14 protein-coding genes are annotated in these 20,378 nt (G+C 66.5%); 4 read left to right on the forward strand and 10 right to left on the reverse strand.

From position 1 onward, the window contains the following. Positions 1–12: 12 nt before the first annotated feature. The 4 genes from P8T11_RS22450 to P8T11_RS22465 all read left to right on the forward strand — a co-directional run bounded on the left by P8T11_RS22450 (position 13) and on the right by P8T11_RS22465 (position 8,978). Positions 13–3,111 (forward strand): MdtB/MuxB family multidrug efflux RND transporter permease subunit, encoded by a 3,099-nt coding sequence (locus tag P8T11_RS22450; RefSeq protein ID WP_268079953.1) that lies wholly within the window; start codon positions 13–15, stop codon positions 3,109–3,111. Further along, entirely contained in the window at positions 3,108–6,221 is a 3,114-nt protein-coding gene (locus P8T11_RS22455) for a multidrug efflux RND transporter permease subunit (RefSeq protein ID WP_268079952.1), read from the forward strand. Before P8T11_RS22450 ends, P8T11_RS22455 begins: the two co-directional genes overlap by 4 nt. After that, complete coding sequence (locus P8T11_RS22460) at positions 6,218–7,780, forward strand: efflux transporter outer membrane subunit (RefSeq protein ID WP_268079951.1); 1,563 nt, start codon at positions 6,218–6,220, stop codon at positions 7,778–7,780. The genes P8T11_RS22455 and P8T11_RS22460 overlap by 4 nt, the downstream gene beginning before the upstream one ends. 181 nt (positions 7,781–7,961) lie before the next feature. Further along, positions 7,962–8,978 (forward strand): Bug family tripartite tricarboxylate transporter substrate binding protein, encoded by a 1,017-nt coding sequence (locus tag P8T11_RS22465; RefSeq protein ID WP_268079950.1) that lies wholly within the window; start codon positions 7,962–7,964, stop codon positions 8,976–8,978. 67 nt (positions 8,979–9,045) lie between these two features. Here the strand turns inward: P8T11_RS22465 and P8T11_RS22470 are convergent, their stop codons facing one another. From P8T11_RS22470 to P8T11_RS22515, 10 genes are all read right to left on the reverse strand, one after another. Next, complete coding sequence (locus P8T11_RS22470) at positions 9,046–10,296, reverse strand: D-amino acid dehydrogenase (protein WP_268079949.1); 1,251 nt, start codon at positions 10,294–10,296, stop codon at positions 9,046–9,048. A gap of 100 nt (positions 10,297–10,396) precedes the next feature. Further along, positions 10,397–11,914, reverse strand: coding sequence for an N-acyl-D-amino-acid deacylase family protein (locus P8T11_RS22475; RefSeq protein ID WP_268079948.1), 1,518 nt, complete (start codon positions 11,912–11,914; stop codon positions 10,397–10,399). Between the two features lie 7 nt (positions 11,915–11,921). Beyond that, a complete protein-coding gene (locus tag P8T11_RS22480) occupies positions 11,922–12,584 on the reverse strand; it encodes a TetR/AcrR family transcriptional regulator (RefSeq protein WP_268079947.1) in 663 nt (220 codons plus the stop codon). A 3-nt stretch (positions 12,585–12,587) separates the two neighbouring features. After that, entirely contained in the window at positions 12,588–13,499 is a 912-nt protein-coding gene (locus P8T11_RS22485; protein ID WP_268079946.1) for a DUF6963 family protein, read from the reverse strand. A 3-nt stretch (positions 13,500–13,502) separates the two neighbouring features. After that, entirely contained in the window at positions 13,503–14,402 is a 900-nt protein-coding gene (locus tag P8T11_RS22490; RefSeq protein WP_268079945.1) for a carbohydrate ABC transporter permease, read from the reverse strand. Further along, a complete protein-coding gene (locus tag P8T11_RS22495; protein WP_268079944.1) occupies positions 14,392–15,336 on the reverse strand; it encodes a carbohydrate ABC transporter permease in 945 nt (314 codons plus the stop codon). The genes P8T11_RS22490 and P8T11_RS22495 overlap by 11 nt, the downstream gene beginning before the upstream one ends. After that, a complete protein-coding gene (locus P8T11_RS22500) occupies positions 15,333–16,454 on the reverse strand; it encodes an ABC transporter ATP-binding protein (protein ID WP_268079943.1) in 1,122 nt (373 codons plus the stop codon). Before P8T11_RS22500 ends, P8T11_RS22495 begins: the two co-directional genes overlap by 4 nt. Before the next feature lies 1 nt (position 16,455). Further along, positions 16,456–17,877: an ABC transporter substrate-binding protein gene (locus P8T11_RS22505; RefSeq protein WP_268079942.1), complete on the reverse strand. Its 1,422-nt coding sequence runs from the start codon at positions 17,875–17,877 to the stop codon at positions 16,456–16,458. Positions 17,878–18,223: 346 nt separating this feature from the next. Then, entirely contained in the window at positions 18,224–19,186 is a 963-nt protein-coding gene (locus tag P8T11_RS22510) for a Nudix family hydrolase (RefSeq protein ID WP_268079941.1), read from the reverse strand. After that, complete coding sequence (locus P8T11_RS22515) at positions 19,179–20,045, reverse strand: ATP-binding protein (RefSeq protein ID WP_268079940.1); 867 nt, start codon at positions 20,043–20,045, stop codon at positions 19,179–19,181. Before P8T11_RS22515 ends, P8T11_RS22510 begins: the two co-directional genes overlap by 8 nt. Positions 20,046–20,378: the final 333 nt, after the last annotated feature.

Here is a 20,378-nt window from a genome sequence, read left to right on the forward strand (position 1 = left end):
GCCGAGCCCATCGTGAGTCCGTCGCGTCTGTTCATTCTGCGCCCCGTGGCCACCACGCTGGCGATGGTGGCCATCCTGATCGCCGGCTTCATCGCCTACCGGCTCTTGCCCGTGTCGGCGCTGCCCGAGGTAGACTACCCGACGATCCAGGTGGTGACGCTGTACCCGGGGGCAAGCCCCGACGTCATGACGTCCCTGGTCACGTCCCCGCTGGAACGGCAGTTTGGGCAGATGCCCGGCCTGAATCAGATGTCGTCCACCAGTTCGGGCGGCGCCTCGGTCATCACCATGCAGTTCAACCTGACGCTGCCGCTGGATGTGGCCGAGCAGCAGGTGCAGGCCGCCATCAACGCGGCGTCCAACCTGCTGCCCAGCGACCTGCCGGTGCCGCCCACCTACAACAAGGTGAACCCGGCCGATGCCGCCGTGCTGACGCTGGCCATCACGTCGCCCACCATGCCCTTGCCGCAGGTGCGCGACCTAGTCGACACGCGAGTCGCGCAGAAGCTGTCGCAGATACCGGGCGTGGGCCTGGTCAGCGTGGCGGGCGGGCAGCGTCCCGCCGTGCGCGTGCAGGTCAACCCGCAGGCGCTGGCCGCCAATGGGCTGGCGCTGTCGGACCTGCGTACCGCCATCGTGGGCGCCAATGTCAACCAGCCCAAGGGCAACCTGGACGGCCCGCTGCGGTCCACCACCATCAACGCCAACGATCAGTTGAAGTCGCCCACCGACTACAACGATCTGATCATCGCCTACAAGAACAACGCGCCGCTGCGCCTGTCCGACGTGGCGCGCGCGGTCGAGGGCGCCGAAGACACACGCCAGGCCGCATGGGTGGGCGACAAGCCCGCCATTCTTTTGAACATCCAGCGCCAGCCGGGCGCCAACGTGATCGACGTGGTCGACCGCATCCAGACGCTGTTGCCGCAGTTGCGCGCCGCCTTGCCGGCCACGCTGGACGTGACCGTCGTGTCCGACCGCACGCAGACCATCCGCGATTCCGTCGAAGACGTGAAGTTTGAAATGCTGCTGGCGGTGGCGCTGGTGGTCATGGTGACCTTTGTGTTCCTGCGCAGCCTGACCGCCACGCTAATCCCCAGCGTGGTGGTGCCGCTGTCGCTGGTGGGCACGTTCGGCGTCATGTACCTGGCCGGCTTCTCCATCAACAACCTGACCTTGATGGCGCTGACGATCGCCACCGGTTTCGTGGTGGACGACGCCATCGTCATGATCGAGAACATCGCGCGCCACCTTGAAGAAGGCGAAACGCCCATGCAGGCCGCGTTGAAGGGCGCCTCGCAGATCGGCTTCACGCTGATCTCGCTGACCTTCTCGCTGATCGCCGTGCTGATCCCGCTGCTGTTCATGACGGAAGTCGTGGGCCGCTTGTTCCGGGAATTCGCCATCACGCTGGCGGTATCCATCCTGATATCGCTGGTGGTTTCATTGACCTTGACGCCGATGATGTGCGCGCGCCTGCTGCGCGCCGAATCAGAACAGAAGCACGGCCGTTTTCATACCGCCACCGGCAACTTCATCGACCGCGTCATCGCCGGCTACGACCGCCTGCTGCAAGTGGTGCTGCGGCATCAGACGCTGACCCTGTTGGTGGCGCTGGGCACGTTCGCACTGACGGTGGTGTTGTACCTGATGGTGCCCAAGGGCTTTTTCCCGCAGCAGGACACCGGCCTGATCCAGGCCATTACGCAAGGCCCGCAATCCATCTCTTTCCCGGCCATGGCCGAACGCCAGCAGGCCGCGGCGCGCCTGGTGCTGGAAGACCCGGACGTGCAGGCGGTGTCGTCGTTCATCGGGGTTGACGGCAGCAACGCCACGCTTAGCGCCGGGCGTATGCAGATTGCGCTGAAACCGCAGGCCGAACGCAGCGGCGACCTGGCTACCGTCATGGCGCGCTTGCAGCAATCGCTGAGCAAGCAGGACGGGCTGACCGTCTACATGCAGCCCGTGCAAGACCTGACCATTGAAGACCGCGTCAGCCGCACGCAATACCAGATGACGCTGTCCAACCCCGACCTGAAGGTGCTGAGCGAATGGACGCCCAAGCTGGTGGAGCGGCTGCGCCAGGTGCCGGGCCTGAAAGACGTGACCGATGACCTGCAGGACGACGGCCTGCAAACCTGGGTCGAGATCGATCGCGATGCGGCGTCCCGCTTGGGCATCACCGCCGCCGTCATCGACGAGGCGCTTTACGACGCCTTCGGCCAACGCCTGATCTCCACGATTTTCACGCAGTCCAACCAATACCGCGTGGTGCTGGAAGTGCAGCCGCAGTTTCAGATGAACCCCGCCGCGCTGGGGCAGATCCACGTGCCCACCTCGGCCGGCACGCAGGTGCCCTTGTCGTCGGTGGCGCATATTTCCGAAGGCAAGACCGTGCTGGCGGTGAACCGCCTGGACCAGTTCCCCATGGTGACCGTGTCGTTCAATCTGGCGCCGGGCGCATCGCTGTCGAACGCGGTCGAGGCCATTACCGCCGCCGAGGCCGAGATCGGCATGCCCGCCAGCGTTGAAACCCGTTTCCAGGGGGCGGCGCAGGCGTTCCAGAATTCCCTGACCAGCACACTGTGGCTGATCCTGGCCGCCGTGGTCACCATGTATATCGTGCTGGGCGTGCTGTACGAAAGCTACATCCACCCCATCACCATCCTGTCGACCTTGCCGTCCGCCGGCGTGGGCGCCTTGCTGGCCTTGCTGATCAGCGGCACCGAGCTGGACATGATCGGCATCATCGGCATCATCCTCTTGATCGGCATCGTGAAAAAGAACGCCATCATGATGATCGACTTCGCGCTGGACGCCGAGCGCAAGCGGGGCTTGAGCCCGCGCGCGGCCATTCACGAAGCGGCGCTGCTGCGCTTTCGGCCCATCTTGATGACGACGCTGGCCGCCTTGTTCGGCGCCTTGCCGCTGATGCTGTCCACCGGCACGGGGGCGGAACTGCGCCAGCCGCTGGGCCTGGTGATGGTGGGCGGTCTGTTGCTTAGCCAGGTGCTTACGCTGTTCACCACACCGGTCATCTACCTGATGTTCGACCGCCTGTCGCGCCGTTGGCGTGGCGTGCGCGAGCCGGCGGCCGGGGATGCGTCATGATTCTGTCGGCGCCTTTCATCATGCGGCCGGTAGCGACCACGCTGCTTAGCCTGGCGGTGGTGATGGCGGGCTTGCTGGCGTTCTTCCTGCTGCCGGTGGCGCCCCTGCCGCAGGTGGACATCCCCACGATTTCGGTGTCGGCCAGCCTGCCCGGCGCCAGCCCCGAAACCATGGCGTCCAGCGTGGCCACGCCGCTGGAACGGTCGCTGGGCAGCATTGCCGGCGTGACCGAGATGACGTCGCGCAGCTCGCAGGGATCAACCCGCATCACCTTGCAGTTCGATCTGTCGCGCGACATCAACGGCGCCGCGCGCGACGTGCAGGCCGCCATCAACGCGGCGCGCTCGCTCTTGCCAACCAGCTTGCGCAGCAACCCCACGTATCACAAGTCCAACCCGTCGGACGCGCCCATCATGACCTTGGCGCTGACGTCCGACACGTTGAGCCAGGGCCAGTTGTACGACATTGCCTCCACCATCGTGGCGCAGAAGCTGGCGCAGGTGGACGGGGTGGGCGAGGTCACGGTGGGCGGCAGTTCGCTGCCGGCCGTGCGCGTTACCGTGCTGCCCGGCGCGCTGGCCAACCAGGGCGTGTCGCTGGACCAGTTGCGCACCACCCTGGCCAACGCCAACGCGAACCGGCCCAAGGGTGTGTTGGAAAACGACCGCTACCACTGGCAGATCATGGTCAGCGATCAGCTCAGCCGCGCCGAGCAATACCGGCCGCTGATCGTCGCCTGGAAAGACGGCGCGCCGGTGCGCGTGTCGGACGTGGCCAAGGTGGAAGATTCCGTTGAAGACCTTTACCAGACCGGCTTCTACAACGATCGCAAGGCCATCCTGATGATCGTGCGGCGCCAGGCCGACGCCAACATCATCGAAGCCGTCGACGCCGTGCGCGCACAACTGCCCATGCTGCAGGCGCTGATGCCGGCCGACGTGAACATGACGGTGGCGCAAGACCGCACGCCCAGCATTCGCGCGTCGCTGCACGAGGCCGAGCTGACGCTGATCATTGCCGTTGGCCTGGTGGTGCTGGTGGTGCTGTTGTTCCTGCGGCGCTGGCGCGCGGCCATCATCCCCAGCGTGGCGGTGCCGGTGTCTTTGATTGGCACCTTCTGCATCATGTATATGTGCGGGTTCACGCTGAACACCATTTCGCTGATGGCGCTGATCGTGGCCACGGGCTTTGTGGTGGATGACGCCATTGTGGTGCTGGAAAACATCATGCGGCACGTGGAAAACGGCATGTCGCCAATGCGGGCGGCGCTGCGCGGCTCGCGCGAGGTGGGCTTTACCGTGCTGTCCATGAGCCTGTCGCTGGTGGCGGTATTCATTCCGATCCTGCTGATGGGCGGCGTGGTCGGCCGTCTGTTCCGCGAATTCGCGGTGACCTTATCGGCCGCCATCATGGTGTCGCTGGTGGTGTCGCTGACCTTGACACCGATGATGTGCGCGCGTCTGCTGCGCCCCGAACCGAAAGACGCCAAGCCGCCGGGCCGCCTGGCGCAATGGGCCGAACGCGGCTTCGAGGCCATGCTGGACGGCTACCGCCGCAGCCTGCGCTGGGCCTTGGCGCATGGCCGGTTGATGATGTTGACACTGGCGGTGGCCGTGGGCCTGAACGTGTACCTGTACATGGCGGTGCCCAAGGGATTTTTTCCGCAGCAGGACACGGGCCAGTTGCTGGGCTTTTTCCGGGTGGACCAGGGCACGTCGTTCCAGGCCACGGTGCCCAAGCTGGATGCGCTGCGCAAGGTGGTGCTGGCGGATCCGGCCGTGCAAAGCATGACGGGCTACGCGGGCGGGCGCGGCGGCAGCAACAGCAGCTTCATGCAGATCCAGCTCAAGCCCCTGGAAGAGCGCAAGGTGTCGGCCGACGACGTCATCAACCGCCTGCGCGGCAAGCTGCAGAACATGCCGGGGGCGCGCATGTTCCTGGTGTCGCAGCAAGACATCCGCATCGGCGGGCGTCAAAGCCAGGGGTCTTACGACTACACGTTGATGTCCGGCGACCTGCAACTGCTGCGCACCTGGATGCCCAAGGTGCAGCAGGCCATGGCCAAGATTCCCGAGATCACCGACGTGGATACCGATGTCGAGGACAAGGGCCGGCAGATTGACCTGGTGATCGACCGCGAGGCCGCGACCCGGCTGGGCGTGAGCATGTCCACGATATCGACCGTGCTGAACAATTCTTTCAGCCAGCGCCAGGTGTCGGTCATGTACGGCCCGCTGAACCAGTATCACGTGGTGCTGGGGCTGGAACCGAAGTTTGCCGAAGATATTGAATCGCTCAAGCAGGTTGAAGTGATTACGTCGACCGGCGCGCGCGTGCCGCTGCTGGCGTTTGCCCGGCTGGAAAATTCCAACGCGCCGCTCAGCGTGCAACACCAGGGCCTGTTCGTGGCGGACACCGTGTCGTTCAGCCTGGCGCCTGGCGTGTCGCTGGGGCAGGCCACGGCCGCCATCGACGCGGCGGTGGCGCGCATTGGTCTGCCGTCGGATCAGATCCAGGCCGGCTTCCAGGGTACGGCGGCGGCCTTGCAGCAGACCTTGTCGCAACAGCCGTGGCTGATCCTGGCGGCGCTGGTCACCATGTACATCGTGCTGGGCATTCTGTACGAAAGCTTCGTGCATCCGCTGACGATCCTGTCGACGCTGCCGTCGGCCGGGCTGGGGGCATTGCTGGCCTTGCTGCTGGTGCGTCACGACTTCACCTTGATTGCGCTGATCGGTGTGTTCCTGTTGATCGGCATCGTGAAAAAGAACGCCATCATGATGGTGGACTTTGCGCTGGAAGCCCAGCGGGTCCAGGGCATGGCGCCGCGCGAGGCCATCTTCCAGGCATGCGTGACGCGCTTTCGCCCGATCATGATGACGACCATGGCCGCCATTTTCGGCGCGTTGCCGCTGGTGCTGGCCACCGGCGCCGGTGTCGAGATGCGCCAGCCCTTGGGCATTACCATCGTGGGCGGCCTGGTGCTCAGCCAGATCCTGACGCTGTACACCACGCCCGTGGTTTATCTTTACCTGGACCGATTTCGCCTGTGGGCCGCGCGCGGGCGCGGCCGGCGCAAAGACGCCCCTGCTTCCATAGAACCTACATGATCCGACCCAAGCCGCTTGTCACCACCCGTCTTCCTCGCAGCGCCATCACGTTGGCGCTGTGCGCGCTGCTGGGCGCCTGCGCGGTAGGCCCCGATTACCAACGCCCCGAATTGGATGTGGGCGCGTCCTACAAGGAAGCCCAGGGCCAGCAGCAGGTGGAGGGCTGGAAGCCGGCCCAGCCGCGCGACGAAGCGGACCGTGGCAAGTGGTGGCTGGTGTATGGGGACGACACGCTGGACGCCTTGGTGGAACGCCTGAACACGTCGAACCAGACCATCGCGCAGGCCGAAGCCAATTACCGCCAGGCGCTGGGCCTGGTGCGCGCCGCGCGCGCCGGTTTCTATCCCACCGTGGGCGCCAGCGCGGGCGCATCGCGCGCGGGTGTTGGCAACGGGTCATCGTCATCGACCAACGGCAGCAACGTGTCCAACCAGTATTCCGTGACCGGCAGCGTCAGTTGGGAAGTGGACGTGTGGGGCCGCGTGCGGCGAAGCACCGAGTCGTCCGAGGCCAGCGCGGCCGCCAGCCTGGCGGACCTGGGCGCCACCCGCCTGAGCGCGCAAGCGGCGCTGGTGCAAACCTATTTCCAGTTGCGCGTGCTGGACGAACAGAAGCGCCTGCTGGACGCCACGGTGGCGGCCTATGAACGGTCGTTGAAGCTGACGCAGAACCGCTACGAGGTCGGCGTGGCGGGGCAGGCCGATGTGGCGGTGGCGCGCACGCAGGTGGAAAGCACGCGCGCGCAGTCTATCGATCTGGACTGGCAGCGCGGCCAGTACGAGCACGCCATTGCGGTGTTGATGGGCCAGGCGCCGTCGCAATTCGGCCTGCCGCCCGCCGTCTTCACCTTGCAGTTGCCGCAGATTCCGGTGGGCCTGCCGTCCGAGCTGCTCGAGCGCCGTCCGGACATCGCCGCGGCCGAGCGCCGCGCGGCAGCCGCCAATGCGCAGATTGGCGTGGCGCAAGCCGCGTGGTTCCCGTCGTTGATCCTGTCGGCCGACGGCGGTTTTCGCAACGGCCAGTTCGCGGACTTGCTGACCGCGCCCGCGCGCTTCTGGTCGCTGGGGCCGGCGCTGGCGCTGACGATCTTCGATGGCGGCGCGCGCGCCGCGCAGGTCGAACAGGCACGCGCCGCCTATGACTCGCAGGCCGCCGCCTACCGCCAGGCGGCGTTGGTGGGGCTGCGCGAAGTCGAGGACTATCTGATCCAGCTCCGGGTCATGGAACAAGAACAGATCGTGCAACGCCGCGCGCTGGAGTCCGCGCGCGAATCGCTGCGCCTGATCCAGAACCAATACCAGGCCGGGCTGGTGGATTACTTGAGCGTGGCGGTGGTGGACGCCACCGCGCTCAACAGCGAACGCAATGCGCTAAGCCTGTTGGGCACGCGTCTGTTGGCCAGCGTGAACCTGATCGTGGCCCTGGGCGGCGGCTGGGAGGAGGCTTCTCAGGAAGCCCCGATAACCCAGGGGGGCCAAGGAACACAGCAGCCCCCGGTGTCCCAGGAAACCCAGGAATCGCAGGTGTCCCAACAGCCCGCGGTGCCGCAAGGATCCTAGGGAATTGCCGAGGCTAGGGATTACGCCTAATTCTCTTTGCTGTCGTTGACAAGCTTTCGGCGCCGGTTCTTAATGCGGGAAAAGTGACCGCATGGTCACTTTCGCTGTGCATGACGTCATGCTGCACCGACGCCGACTTCCGTTTGATCACACGAACACAATCATGCGAAGGGGAAAGAGGATGGGCTGGTCATTTCAATGGCGGACCACCGCCAGTGCCGGGCGCTGGGCAGGCAAGGCGACTTCTGCCGCGGCAGCCGCCACGCTGGTGTTTTCCGCGGCCGCATCCGCACAGACTTGGCCCACGCGGCCCATCACTCTGATCGTGCCGTTTCCGGCGGGCGGCACCACCGACCTCTTTGCGCGAACCATCGCGCAGCACATGGCGCCCACGCTGGGCCAGTCCATCGTGGTTGAAAACAAGCCGGGCGCGGCGGGCAACCTGGGCGTAGCCGCCGCAACGCGCGCCGCGCCGGATGGCTACACGATTGTGCTGGGGTCCATTGGCACGCAGACGGTCAACCAATATCTGTACAGCAACATCGGCTTCAACCCGGCCACCGACCTGGTGCCGCTGGGCATCATCGCGTCCACGCCCAACGTGATGGCGGTGGCCGCCACGTCGCCATGGCGCAATCTGGATGACGTGATGAAGGCGGTGAAGAAGGACCCGGGCAAGTATTCCTATGCCTCGCCCGGCATTGGCTCATCGGTGCATCTGACCGGCGCCTACTTCGAATCCTTGGCGGGCTTGCAGATGCTGCACGTGCCGTTCAAGGGATCGTCGGCGGCGATACCCGCCGTGATCGGTGGCCAGGTCGACATCCTGATGGACAACCTGCCCAGTTCCATGGCGGCCATGAAACCGGGCGGACGCCTGCGCGGTATTGCCGTCACGTCGGCCCAACGCAGCCCGGCCGCGCCCGACCTGCCGACGATGGCTGAAGCTGGCTTGCCCGGCTTTGAGGTCACCGCCTGGTCCGGCCTGTATGCGCCGCGCGGCACACCGGCGCCGGTGGTCGACAAGCTGATCGCCGCCATGAAGCAGGCCCTGAAAGCGCCCGAGCTACAGCAATCGCTGGCGCAAGGCGGCGCCACGCCAGGCAATGTCTTTGGCGCCGATCTGGCCGCGTTTGAAGAGCAGGAACGCGGCAAGTGGAGCAAGCTGATCCAAAGCCGAGGCATCAAGGCCGACTGATTATGCGGGCGCAGGCGGCAGCTACTCTCCGCCTACGCCAGCGCCTACGCAACGCCAACGCTCACGCCTACGCCAGCGCGAAAGCGGATGGGTCCACGGCGGGGTCGCGACCCCGCATCAAATCCGCCAAGACCCGCGCGCTACCCAAGGCCAGCGTAAAGCCCAGGCCGCCGTGGCCGGTGTTCAGCCACAGGTTGCGGTAGGGCGTGGCGCCGATCAGCGGCTTGCCGTCTGGCCGGGCCGGCCGCAGCCCCGCCCAGGCGCTCGGCGCGCCTTCGGGCTTCAGGCCAGGAAAGAACTGCGCCACGTCGCGCTCCAGGCTGCGCACGCGCTGCGCGTCCACGCCCGCGCCACCCGTTCCAATATCCACCATGCCCGCCACGCGCAGCCGCTGCCCCAGCCGCGCATACACCACCTTGCGCCGGATATCGCTGATGCTGGCGGTGGGCGCCACGCTGTCCGGCGTCAGCGTATAGGTCAGGCTGTAGCCCTTTAGCGGATAGATGCCCAGGTTCAAGCCCAGCGGCCGCGCCAGCGCTTGCGCGCCCATGCCGCTGGCGAGCACGAAGTGGTCGGCTTCCAGGTCGCCGGCCGTCGTGGCGGCGCCCATCACGCGGCCGTGTTCGCGGCGCAGCGTGTCGACCCGTGTGTTGAAGTGAAAGCGCACGGGGTCGGGCGCGGCGCGCAGGATGCGTTCCAGTTCGGTACACAGCCGTTGGCAATCACCGGCGTCTTCGGTGGGGGTATAGAGCGCGCCCTGGATGCTTGCGCCGATCCCGGCCAGCGCGGGCTCCATCTCGAGGCAGGCGCGGGTGTCCATCACCCGTTGCTCGCAGCCCAGGCCGGCCAGGTAGTCGCGTTGCGCCAGCGCCTGCCGATAGGCGTCGGCATCCTGGTAGACCAGCAGTTTTCCCGCCGTGGCAAAGTCAAAGTCGGGTTGTTCATCACGCACCAGCGCGTGTACGCACAAGCGGCTGTACATGCCCAAGGCCAGCAGTTCGCGCGTGGTTTCGCGGTTCTTGGCGCGCGTGCAGGCGCGTAGGAAAGCCAGGCTCCAGCGCCATTGATCGGGATCCAGCCGGGGGCGAAAGCGCAGCGGCGCATCCTGGGCCAGCAGCCAGGACGGCAGCTTGGGCAACACGGCGGGGTCGGCCAGCGGGGCGACAAAGCTATAGCTCAGTTGCGCGCCGTTGGCCATGCTGGTGGCCTGGCCCGGGCCGGACCCCGCGTCCACGACCGTCACGCGATGGCCCTCGCGATGCAGGAAGTAGGCGGTGGCCATGCCGACCACGCCCGCGCCGATGACAACGATGTGCATGATGCTCCAGGAAAGCCGCCGCGCGCCGAGGGCGCGGCGTTCAGGGTTGCTTTGTGCGATTTGCCTTTTGCTATTCGCTATTCGCTATTCGTTATTCGCTTCACGTAGCGCTTGCGTTACAGGCCGCCCAGGCCGGCGTTTCGAAACCGGGGGCGGCGCGCTCGTCGCCGCGCAGCAGGCGGCCCGGGCGGGCGCCCGTGGGTGCGCCGCCTTCTTCAACCAGTTGGCCATTGACCAGCACCGCGTGGATGCCGGTGGACGGCAGCGTCGGTTCGGCAAAGCTGGCCAGGTCGGCGACGGTGGCGGCGTCGAACACCACCACGTCGGCATAGCAGCCGGCACGCAGCACGCCGCGATCCTTCAAGCCGAATTGCGCGGCGGTCAGGCTCGTCATGCGGCGCACGGCTTCCTCCAGGCCCAGCACACGCATCTCACGCACGTAGCGCGCCAGCACGCGCGAAAACGCGCCCCACAAGCGAGGGTGCGGGCGCTGGTCATGCGGCAGGCCGTCTGACCCGATCATGACGCTGCCATGCCCGATGACCCGCTTGACGTCGGCTTCGTCCATCGAAAAATAAATGGCGCCGCCCGGCGACAGTTCTTCGGCCAGGCGGGTGGGGTCTTTCCCTTCGCGCGCGGCCAGTTCGCGCAGGTCCACGCCCTGGATTTCCGGGCGTGTCTGCGACCATGTGACGATGATTTTTTCGCCGGCCGCCACGCGGCGCGGTTCCAGAATGGTGGAGGACGCCGCGTAGGGGTAGACGTCCATGCCCAGCGGCTGGTCGGCGCGCACGCGGTCAAACAGCGCCAGCGTTTGCGCGGTGCGGCCGTGGTTGTGCTTGCCGGTGACCTTGTGGTGCGACAGGATGGCCGGCACGTCGGCCGCGCGGCCAATCAGGAAAGCTTCTTCCATGGCATCGCAAACGTGGTCGGCTTCGTCGCGCAGGTGGGTGGTGTACAGGCCGCGCCAGGCTGACAAGGGCTCGGCCACGCCGATCACTTCCTCGGTGCTGGCATGCATGGCGGTGGGGTAGTACAGGCCCGTGGACAGGCCCGCGGCACCGGCCGCCATGGCCTCGTCCAGCGCGCGCCGCATGGCGGCGATCTCGCCCTTGTCGGCCGGGCGGTCCAGCCGGTCCATGGCGGATACGCGCAAACTGGAATGGCCCACCAGCGCCAGGCTGTTGACGGCGGCGGGCGTGTCGGTAAGCGCGTCGGCGTAGTCCTGCATGCGGGCGTAGAGTTCGCCCGTGTGCTTGGCCAGCAGGTTCAGCGGGGGCGGCACCACATCGCCCGGCGCGCGCACCGGCGCCAGGCTGATGCCGCAGTTGCCGGTGACGACGGTGGTGATGCCCTGGCTGACTTTGGGTCGCATCAGCGGCGTGCCCAGCAACGCGCGGTCATCGTGGGTATGGCAATCGATAAAGCCCGGTGACACCACCTTGCCGGTGGCGTCCAGGCGACGCCGCGCGCGCCATTGCGCGCCGTCGCCAATGGCCGCGATGCGCTCGCCCTGGATGGCGATGTCGGCGCGGCGGGCGGGTCCGCCCAAACCGTCGGCGACCTGGCCGCCTGTGATGATGATGTCGTATTCCTGCGGGTCAAGATGCGCGGGCATGTAGGACTCAGGTGGGGGGATCGGCGGCCGGCGGTTTGCCGCGCCGCGCCTCCAGGTTGGCAAGGGATTCGGTATTCAGGGGGTCGGGCAAGCCACGGGCCACCAGGTGTTCCAGTGCGGCGCTGATCCGTTCCCAACCTTCAGGCGTGCGCAGCGGCACGCCCAGGAAATGGGATTCGGTCTTGGCGCGCAGCATCAGGTACAGCACGCCGGCCAACATCACGCTGACTGTCGCGGGCATGTCGACGTCGGGCGCCAGGCCGTCCAGGCGGTCGATGAAGCCGCGCGCCGCGCGTTCGCGCCGTTCGGCCAATGGCGCGGACACCTCGTTGCGTTCTATCAATTCCCAGCGGCGTACTTCGCGCAGGGTTTCATTGCCGGCCAGCGCGTCGATCTGCGCGCGCAGCATGGACAGCACCAGTTCCGCGGGCGTGCGCTGGCTGGATTCATCTTCCGCCAGCAGGCCGGGGTTGCGTGTCCAGAAATCTTGTTCCTGCATCCAGGCCAGCATCAGGCCGGGCATGCCGTCGAAGTAGCGGTAGATAAGCTCTTTGCTGACCCCCGCGCGTTTGGCGATGGCGTTGATGCCTACCCCGCCCATGCCTGTTTCCAGGATCTGGGCTTCCAGCGCTTGCAGGATCAGTCTTTCGGTATTTTCGCGGCGGGACATGGCTTATTCCTTTATGACGATAAGGAAGCGGGCAGGGTCCGGCACGCCGGTCACTTGCCCGTCAGCCAGGTCGGCAATAAGTTCGCTGACGGTATGGCCGATTAGCCTTCCATCTTGCCAGACTTCGCTGCCCAGGTAGACCACATTCGCACGCCTTGGATTCAGGGGCCATGAAGGGTCGGCGTGTTCGATGGCAAGAATGCGGCCGTGGGCGTCCACCTGCACGCGGTCATGGGACGCGAGGGTGATCGGCGTTGCCGCATGCAGGCTCAGGGCGCGGTAGGAAGCGGGCTCACCGGTCAAGGCGCACCAGGCCAGGTCCGCCATGGCGTGGGCCAGCGGCGCGCACGGATAAATGGAGTTGTGCAGCACCGCGACGCGGCAGTCGCCGTTGGCGCGATGGGCCATGCCGTGGTCGGGCCGGCGCGATACGCGGCGGGTATTGCCCCAGCCCAATTCGCCCGTGGCGGACAGCGCGATCAGGCCCGCATCGATTTCCGGATGCGCGTGCAGCACCTGCGCGACGGCGTCGGCGGGCGTGGCGCCGTCGGCCATGCGTTGCAGCGCGGCAAGATTCAGCGGCACGCCGTCCGCACCGGGCCGGTTGGGCAGGCGGTGGCCGGTCACCAGCCCTACCCCATCGGCGCCGGGCAGGAACTGCACCAGGGGTTCGGGGCGGTCAGGACCGCTTTCGATCAAGGCCGCGCGCGGCGCGCGCAGCCAGGCCGGCGGCAAGTCCAGCGCGGTGACGCCGCCGCGCTGGCATGACGTGTGGTGCACGCGGCCATCGTCGTCCATCACGGCAAACACCGCGAAGCCGCCGATGGCGCCGTGGCCCATCAACTCGGCCGCCAGCGCCGCCGTGCGCACCGCCGCGCCCGCATCCCGTCCCGAAGCCGCTACGCCTATGGTCATTGGCTAGTCCGTATTGCTCGTCACGGGGTCGACGATGTTCAGGTTGGTGATGAAGCGCTGGAACAGCATGGCCAACGCCAACGGGGGCAGGGCGGCCAGCATGCTGGCGGCGGCGAACAGGCCCAGGTCGGCGCGAAAGCCCGGCATCAATGGTGACAAGCCCAGCAGCGAGGCCGACAAGGTTTGCGCCGACGTGCCGCCCGTCAACACGATGGCGAACAGCAGGTCGTTCCAGCCCACCAGGAAGGCGATGATGAAGGCGGCGGCAATGCCCGGCATGGCCATGGGCAAGGTCACGTGGCGCAGCATCTGCCAGCGCGTGCAGCCGTCCATGCGCGCGGCGCGTTCGATCTCGACGGGCAGCGACGCGAAGTAGCCCATCAGCACCCACGACAGCAGCGGGATCACGGCGGTCAGGTACACGACCCACAGACCGAACAGGCTGCCCGCCAGGCCGATGGCGGCAAAGAACACGTAGTACGGAATCAGCAAGGCTATCGGGGGCAGCGTGCGCGAAGCCAGTAGCACGTACAGCAGCGGACCCTTGAACGGAAATTCAAAACGGCCCAGCACATAGCCCGCCAGCGTGGCGATGGCCGTGCCGGCGGCAGCGGCCGGCAGCGCCACCAGTGCGCTGTTCACAAAGCCGGTCATGATGGCCTTGGTCTGCCCGCCGAAGATCGAGTCCGACGTGGACAGGCCCAGCACGCGCAGATAGTTGTCGAACGTGAATCCGCCCGCGTTGTGCGCCACGCCCATGATGATGGCGGACTCGTCCATGAAGGACGCCTTCAGCGTCCAGTACAACGGGAACAGGCTCCAGAACGCGACCAGGGCCACGCCCGCCCCGACCAGCCAGGGGCGCCAGCCTTCGCCGGTGACTTTCGCGGCATCATTGCGCATGGGCGGCTCCTTGGGGGCGCTTCTTGCGGATCAGCATGAAGTAGGCGGTGGCCAGCAGCAGCGACAACACGGTCAGCAAAAAGGCCGCCGCCGACGCCAGCCCATACTTCGAGAATTCAAAGTTGTAGCGGAAGATCAGCAAGGGCAGGATCTGCGTGGACGTGCCCGGCCCGCCGCGCGTCAGCGAGAACAACAGGTCGAACTGGCGCACGGCTTCCACCGTCATCACCACCAGCACGATCAGCGTGGTGTGTTTCAGATGCGGCAAGGTGATGTGCCGGAAGCGCGACAGCGGCCCCGCGCCATCCACGCGCGCCGCGCGGTACAGATCGCGCGGAATCGTCTGCAACGCCGCCAGATAAAAGAAGCTGCCCAACGGCGCGATATGCCAGACAAACGCCAGCGCCACCCAGAACAGCGCCCAGTCGCTGGCCAGCCACACGGTGGCCGCATTGGCCAGACCCAGCGGCGCCAGCAGGCCGGTCAGCGCGCCGAAGCTGGGGTTGAGCAGGAACGAAAACACGGTGGCCGTCACCACCTGGGACATGGCCCAGGGCAAGAGCGCCAGGCCGCGCACCAGACCGCGCATCGGCATCTCTTCGTTCAGCACCAGCGCAATACCCAGCGCGGCAACGAAGGAACCCACCACGCACATCGCCACGAAACCCAGGCTGCGCCAGATGGCGTCGATGACGGCGGGGTCGGACATCACCTCGCCGTAGAGCGCCGTGCCCACGAATTCCTCGGTACGCAAGATGGCGTTGGTGTCGTGCAGGCTGAGCCAGAATGAATAGCCCAGCGGTACGCCGATGATCAGCGTGTTCAGCGCGTACACCGCCACGATGACCGTCAGCGCAAAGCTCAGGTCCGACATTTCGCGGCCGCCCTGGCGCGCGGCGGCGGGGCGGGCGGGTGACAAGCTGGCGGCGCTCACAGGCGCGGCTCCTCGCCGCCATGCACGCGCAAGCCTTGCGCGTCGAACAGGTACAGGCGCGCGGCGGGCATTGCCAGCGCAATGGGCGCGCCCACCTCGTAACGACGTTCGGGCGGCAGTCGCGCGCGCAGTCGCGGGCCGTCTTCGCCAGCGACGCATACGTCCACGAATTGATCGGGCCCCACGGGTTCCACGGCCCAGACGCTGCCTTGCAGCAACAGGCCGTCGCCCGCCAGCGGCGCAGGCGCCATGGCTTCTGGCCGGATGCCGAGTGTGGCCGCGCTGCCCTCGGGAAGCATGCGCGCGGCCGGGTGCAAGGCGGGCGGCAGCACGTACACGGTGCCGGCGGCGTGCAAGGCAGGCGCGCCGTCCTGCGCGTGCAGCGTGCCGCGCAGGAAGTTCATGCCGGGGTTGCCGATGAAGTCGGCCACTTCCATATTGGCGGGGCGGCGGTAGATGGTGTCGGGGTCGGCGAACTGCAGCAGGTTGCCGCCCGACATCACCGCGATGCGGTCGGCCAGCGTCATGGCCTCGACCTGGTCGTGCGTGACGTAGATGAAGGTGGCTTGCAGCGTGCGGTGCAGGCGCTTGAGTTCCACCCGCATGTCGGTGCGCAGCTTGGCGTCCAGGCTGGACAGCGGTTCGTCGAACAGGAACAGGTCGGGGCTGCGCACCACCGCGCGGCCGATCGCCACGCGCTGACGCTGCCCGCCCGACAACTGATAGGGCTTGCGGTCCAGCATGGATTCCACGCGCAGCAGGCTGGCCGCCTGGTCCACGCGGGTGCGCACGTCGGCCGTCGGCATCTTCTGCATGCGCAGCGGAAAGCCGATGTTCTCGCGCACGGTCATGTGCGGGTACAGCGCGATGCTCTGGAACACCATGGCCACGTTGCGCCGATGCGGCGGCACCTGGTCCACGCGCCGGTCGGCAATACGGATCTCGCCGCCGGTGGGCGTGTCCAGCCCCGCGATCATATTCAGCGTGGTGGTCTTGCCGCAGCCGGATGGCCCCAGCAGCACCACGAATTCGCCGTCGCGGATGTCCAGGTCCAGCGAGCGCACGGCCTGGAAGTGGGAATAGGCCTTCTGGATGCCTTGCAAGGTGACGCTGGCCATATCAGCTCCGCTTCAGGATCTTGGCGTACTTCTTGTAGAGCGCGTCCCAACGGGCACGCAGCTCGGTGGCGACTTGCGCGGGCGTCTTCGAGCCCTTGATCAGCAGGTCCTGCGCAATCATCTCGTGCATGGCGGTATCCCATTCCTGATACCAGGGTGCCTTCAGGATGTGCGCGGCCACCGCTTTCTCGCGGCCTTGGAAGAGCCACTGATAGACCTGTTCGGCTTGCGGCGGGTACATCCACTTCATGATGGCGGCGCGGCTGTCCGGGTCGCGGTAGAGCTCGGGAAACGGCACTTCCAGATTGGCCTTGGCGATCCAGTTCTTGTGCGTGGTGAGTTGGCCGGCCTTGTCGCGGTAGCCGAAGTACTTCACCAGTTCCCACAGCGCGGCCTGCTCGGCGTCGCTGCGCTTGCGGGTCGACATGCACAGCAGCGCGTGGCCCACCAGCACGGTGTCGTGCGTGGCGCCCGGCACCACCGGGTTGTAGCTGGAATACGCGGCAATCTGGCTTTTGGCGGGGTCGTTGTAGTTGAAGCTGTAGTAGTCGATGTTCAGGTGAAAGGCGTGCTGGCCCTTCATCCACGAGCTGGACGTTTCGGTGCCTGACCAGGTCAGCACGGCGCGTTGCACCAGTTCGTCGTCCCACCAGCGCTTCCAGTCCGTCAGCACTTTCACCAGGGGCGTGTCGGCGTTGAAGGTGGCGCGCAACTCGTCGTCCACAAAGCGTTCGCCTTCGGCAAAGCACTGCGCGATCAAGGCCCAGGGCAGGCCGGTCCAGGCGTTGTACCAGGGCATCAGCAAGGGGTGTTCGGACAGGCCCTTTTTCTTGATTTCGCGCGCCTGCTTTTCCACCGTGGCCCAGTCCTGCGGGTAGTCCGCCGCGTTGGCCGTGCCGCCGAAACCGGCCTCGCCCAGCATCTTCTCGTTGCGGAACAACGCGAAGGGGCCGCCGTTGTAATAGGTCAGGCCCAAGTAGCGGCCGTCGGTGGCGCGGGCGTCGTCAACAATGCCGGGGAACATCTGCTTCTGGATGTCGGCCAGCCCGGGCATGTCGTCAATTGGCCTGATCCAGCCCGCCGCATACCAGCGCGATGCCTGGCCGCGCTGCGCGTAGAACATGTCCAGCGGCGCTCGGGCGGCCAACTGGGTTTCGAGCACGGCAGCGTAGTCGCCGGGGATGGGAGATAGGTTGACCGGCACGCCGCTTTCCTGCGTGAAGCGCGTGGCGCCCTGCTGCACGATTTCGCTGCCCCAGGGCCAGAAGGCGAAGGTCAGGGGCGAGACGGGTTGCGCCAACCCCGGCAAGGGCCAGCCAGCGGCCGCCAGCCCGGCCGCGCCAGCCAGCCCTGCGGCGCCGCGCAAGAGAAAGTCGCGGCGGGCCGGATTGGCATCGCCTTCAAAGGGGGAACGCTGGGGCATGCTGGACTTCCTTGTTGTGGGAACGACGACAAAGAGAGGGTGCAGCGACTGCGATTCAGACGTAATGTGACTATGTGGTCACATTACGGATTCCAAGATATTGCTTTCGGCCTGAGGGCAGCAAGGGGGGAGTTTCCCTAGGGGGCAATGCGGCGACGGTGCATGCATGGGCGATGCAAGCTAAGGGCAAGCGGAACGCAACTAAAGCGCAATTGAAGTGCAACCGCGGCGCAAGTGGAACGTGGCGGTCAGGCAATCGAAGCGCAGGCGGAATGTAAAAACGCCGCGCCGTGGCAAGCACGGAACGCGGCGTCTTGATGCAAACGGCCGAGTGATAGCGCGGGCGTCAGATCACCCCACGAATGCCGGCGATGCCGTGTGCGCCATGGCGTAGCGCGTGCGACACGGTCGTGGTCGACTGGCCGCCCAGCGCGAACACGGGGATGCCCGCATCACGGTTGCCCGCGACAAAGCCTTCCCAACCAAGCGTGGCCGCGCCGGGGTGGCTGGGCGTGTCCAGCACCGGCCCCAGCACCGCGAAGTCGGCCCCGAGTTCGCGGGCGTGCTCCACCTGCGCGTTGTCGTGCGCGGACACGCCAACGAGCGCGCCAGTCGGCAGCTCGGGCCGCGCATGCAGGCGGGCCGCATCGGCCGTACGTAGGTGCACGCCGTCGGCTTCCTTCCACCATGCGGCGGGGTGTGCGCTATTGACCAGCACGCGCGCACCGGCGGCGCGGCAACGCTTGATCACCTGCTGCAAGACCTCGTGCAGCGAGCTTGCACCCGCGCCGTCCGGCCATTGCGGTTCACGAAATTGCACCAGCTTCACGCCACGCGCCAGCGCCGCTTCCAGGCGGCCCAGGAACGCGGCCACGCCCGCGCGCGAACCCATCGAACTGATGCCGTAGGTGGTGGGCAATTGCAGCCAACGCAACGGGGGCAGGGTGGCGGGCAAGAGGTCGCCGACCGACGCTGCGCGGGCGGGGTCCACCCATTCCAGGCGCTGGTTCTCAAGCCCTTGCGGCTCGCCCTCCCACGCGGTCACGTGGCAGAACGCCAGGCGCACCGTGGTGTGCGGATACACGTGTACATAGGTCACCCATGGCCGCGACTGCGTCACGCGGATGCCCAACTCTTCCTGCAGTTCGCGGGCCAGCGCTTCCAGCACGGTTTCGCCCGGCTCCAGCTTGCCGCCCGGCAATTCCCACCAGCCCGACCACGGCTTGCCTTCGGGCCGCTGGCCCAGCAGCAGCATGCCATCGGGACGCAGGATCAAACCGGCGGCAACGTCAACGATCTTCTCAGACATGGCGGGCCGCCCAATCGCGTGCGAATTGATAGGCCACCCGGCCCGACCGCGAGCCGCGTTCGATGGTCCACTGCAGCGCCTCGGTGCGCGAGGGCTCGATATGCGCCTCGGGGCAACCCAGCTCGCGCAGCCAGTGGTAGACGATGTCCAGGTAGTCGTCCTGCTTGAAGGGATAGAACGACAGCCACAGGCCGAAGCGTTCCGACAGCGAGATCTTTTCCTCGACGGTCTCGCCCGGATGGATTTCGCCATCGGGCTGGTGTTTGGCTTGCAGGTTTTCGCTCATGTATTCCGGCATCAGGTGGCGCCGGTTGGACGTGGCGTAGATAAGCACGTTGTCGCCCGAGGCCGACACGGAGCCGTCCAGCACGGATTTCAGCGCCTTGTAGCCGGGCTCGCCTTCTTCGAACGACAGGTCGTCGCAGAACACGATGAAGCGTTCGGGGCGCGAGGCGACGAGTTCAACGATGTCGGCCAGGTCGCCCAGGTCGGACTTGTCGACTTCGATCAGGCGCAGGCCGCGCTCGCCATAGGCCGCCAGCATGGCTTTGACCAGGGAGCTTTTACCGGTGCCGCGCGCGCCGGTCATGAGCACGTTGTTGGCCGGCTTGTTCTCAAGGAACTGCACGGTGTTGCGGTCGATGGTGGCCTTCTGGCGCTCGATGTGCTGAAGGTCTTGCATGTCGATGCGCGCGACGTGGCGCACCGCGTCCAGCCAGCCCCGCGAGCCACGCTTGCGCCAACGGAAGGCATGCGCGCTCCAGTCGATCTCGGGCGTGGCGGGCGGAAGAAAGGCCTCAAGCTGCGCCAGCACCCGCTCGGCGCGCTGGATAAGAGTGGAAAATTCGGTTGCGGTCACGTCTGCATCCTTGGGTGGCGTGGGGCGGTTGTTGTGGGTCGCGGTTGTGCTGTGGATGATTTTGGTTGGAGTTCGGGCGCTGCTTGATGGGTTTGCGCGTTTGGCGCTTGTGTTTTTGGCGGCAGCCTGCCGCGCGGCACCCATCCTACGTTAGAACGCCGACGCTGCTTGATGGGTTTCGCGCGCTTGGCGGTGGCGTTCTTGGCAACAGTCTTGCGCGCTGCACCCATCCTACGATGGTCGTCCGACCGTACGACGGTCGTCCCGGCGTACGAAGGTCGTGCCGGCGTAGGATGGGTGAAGCGCGCAATTGCTTCAAGAAGAACACCGCCT

The organism is Achromobacter spanius, from assembly GCF_029637605.1.
Taxonomy (GTDB): Bacteria; Pseudomonadota; Gammaproteobacteria; order Burkholderiales; family Burkholderiaceae_B; genus Achromobacter; species Achromobacter spanius_E.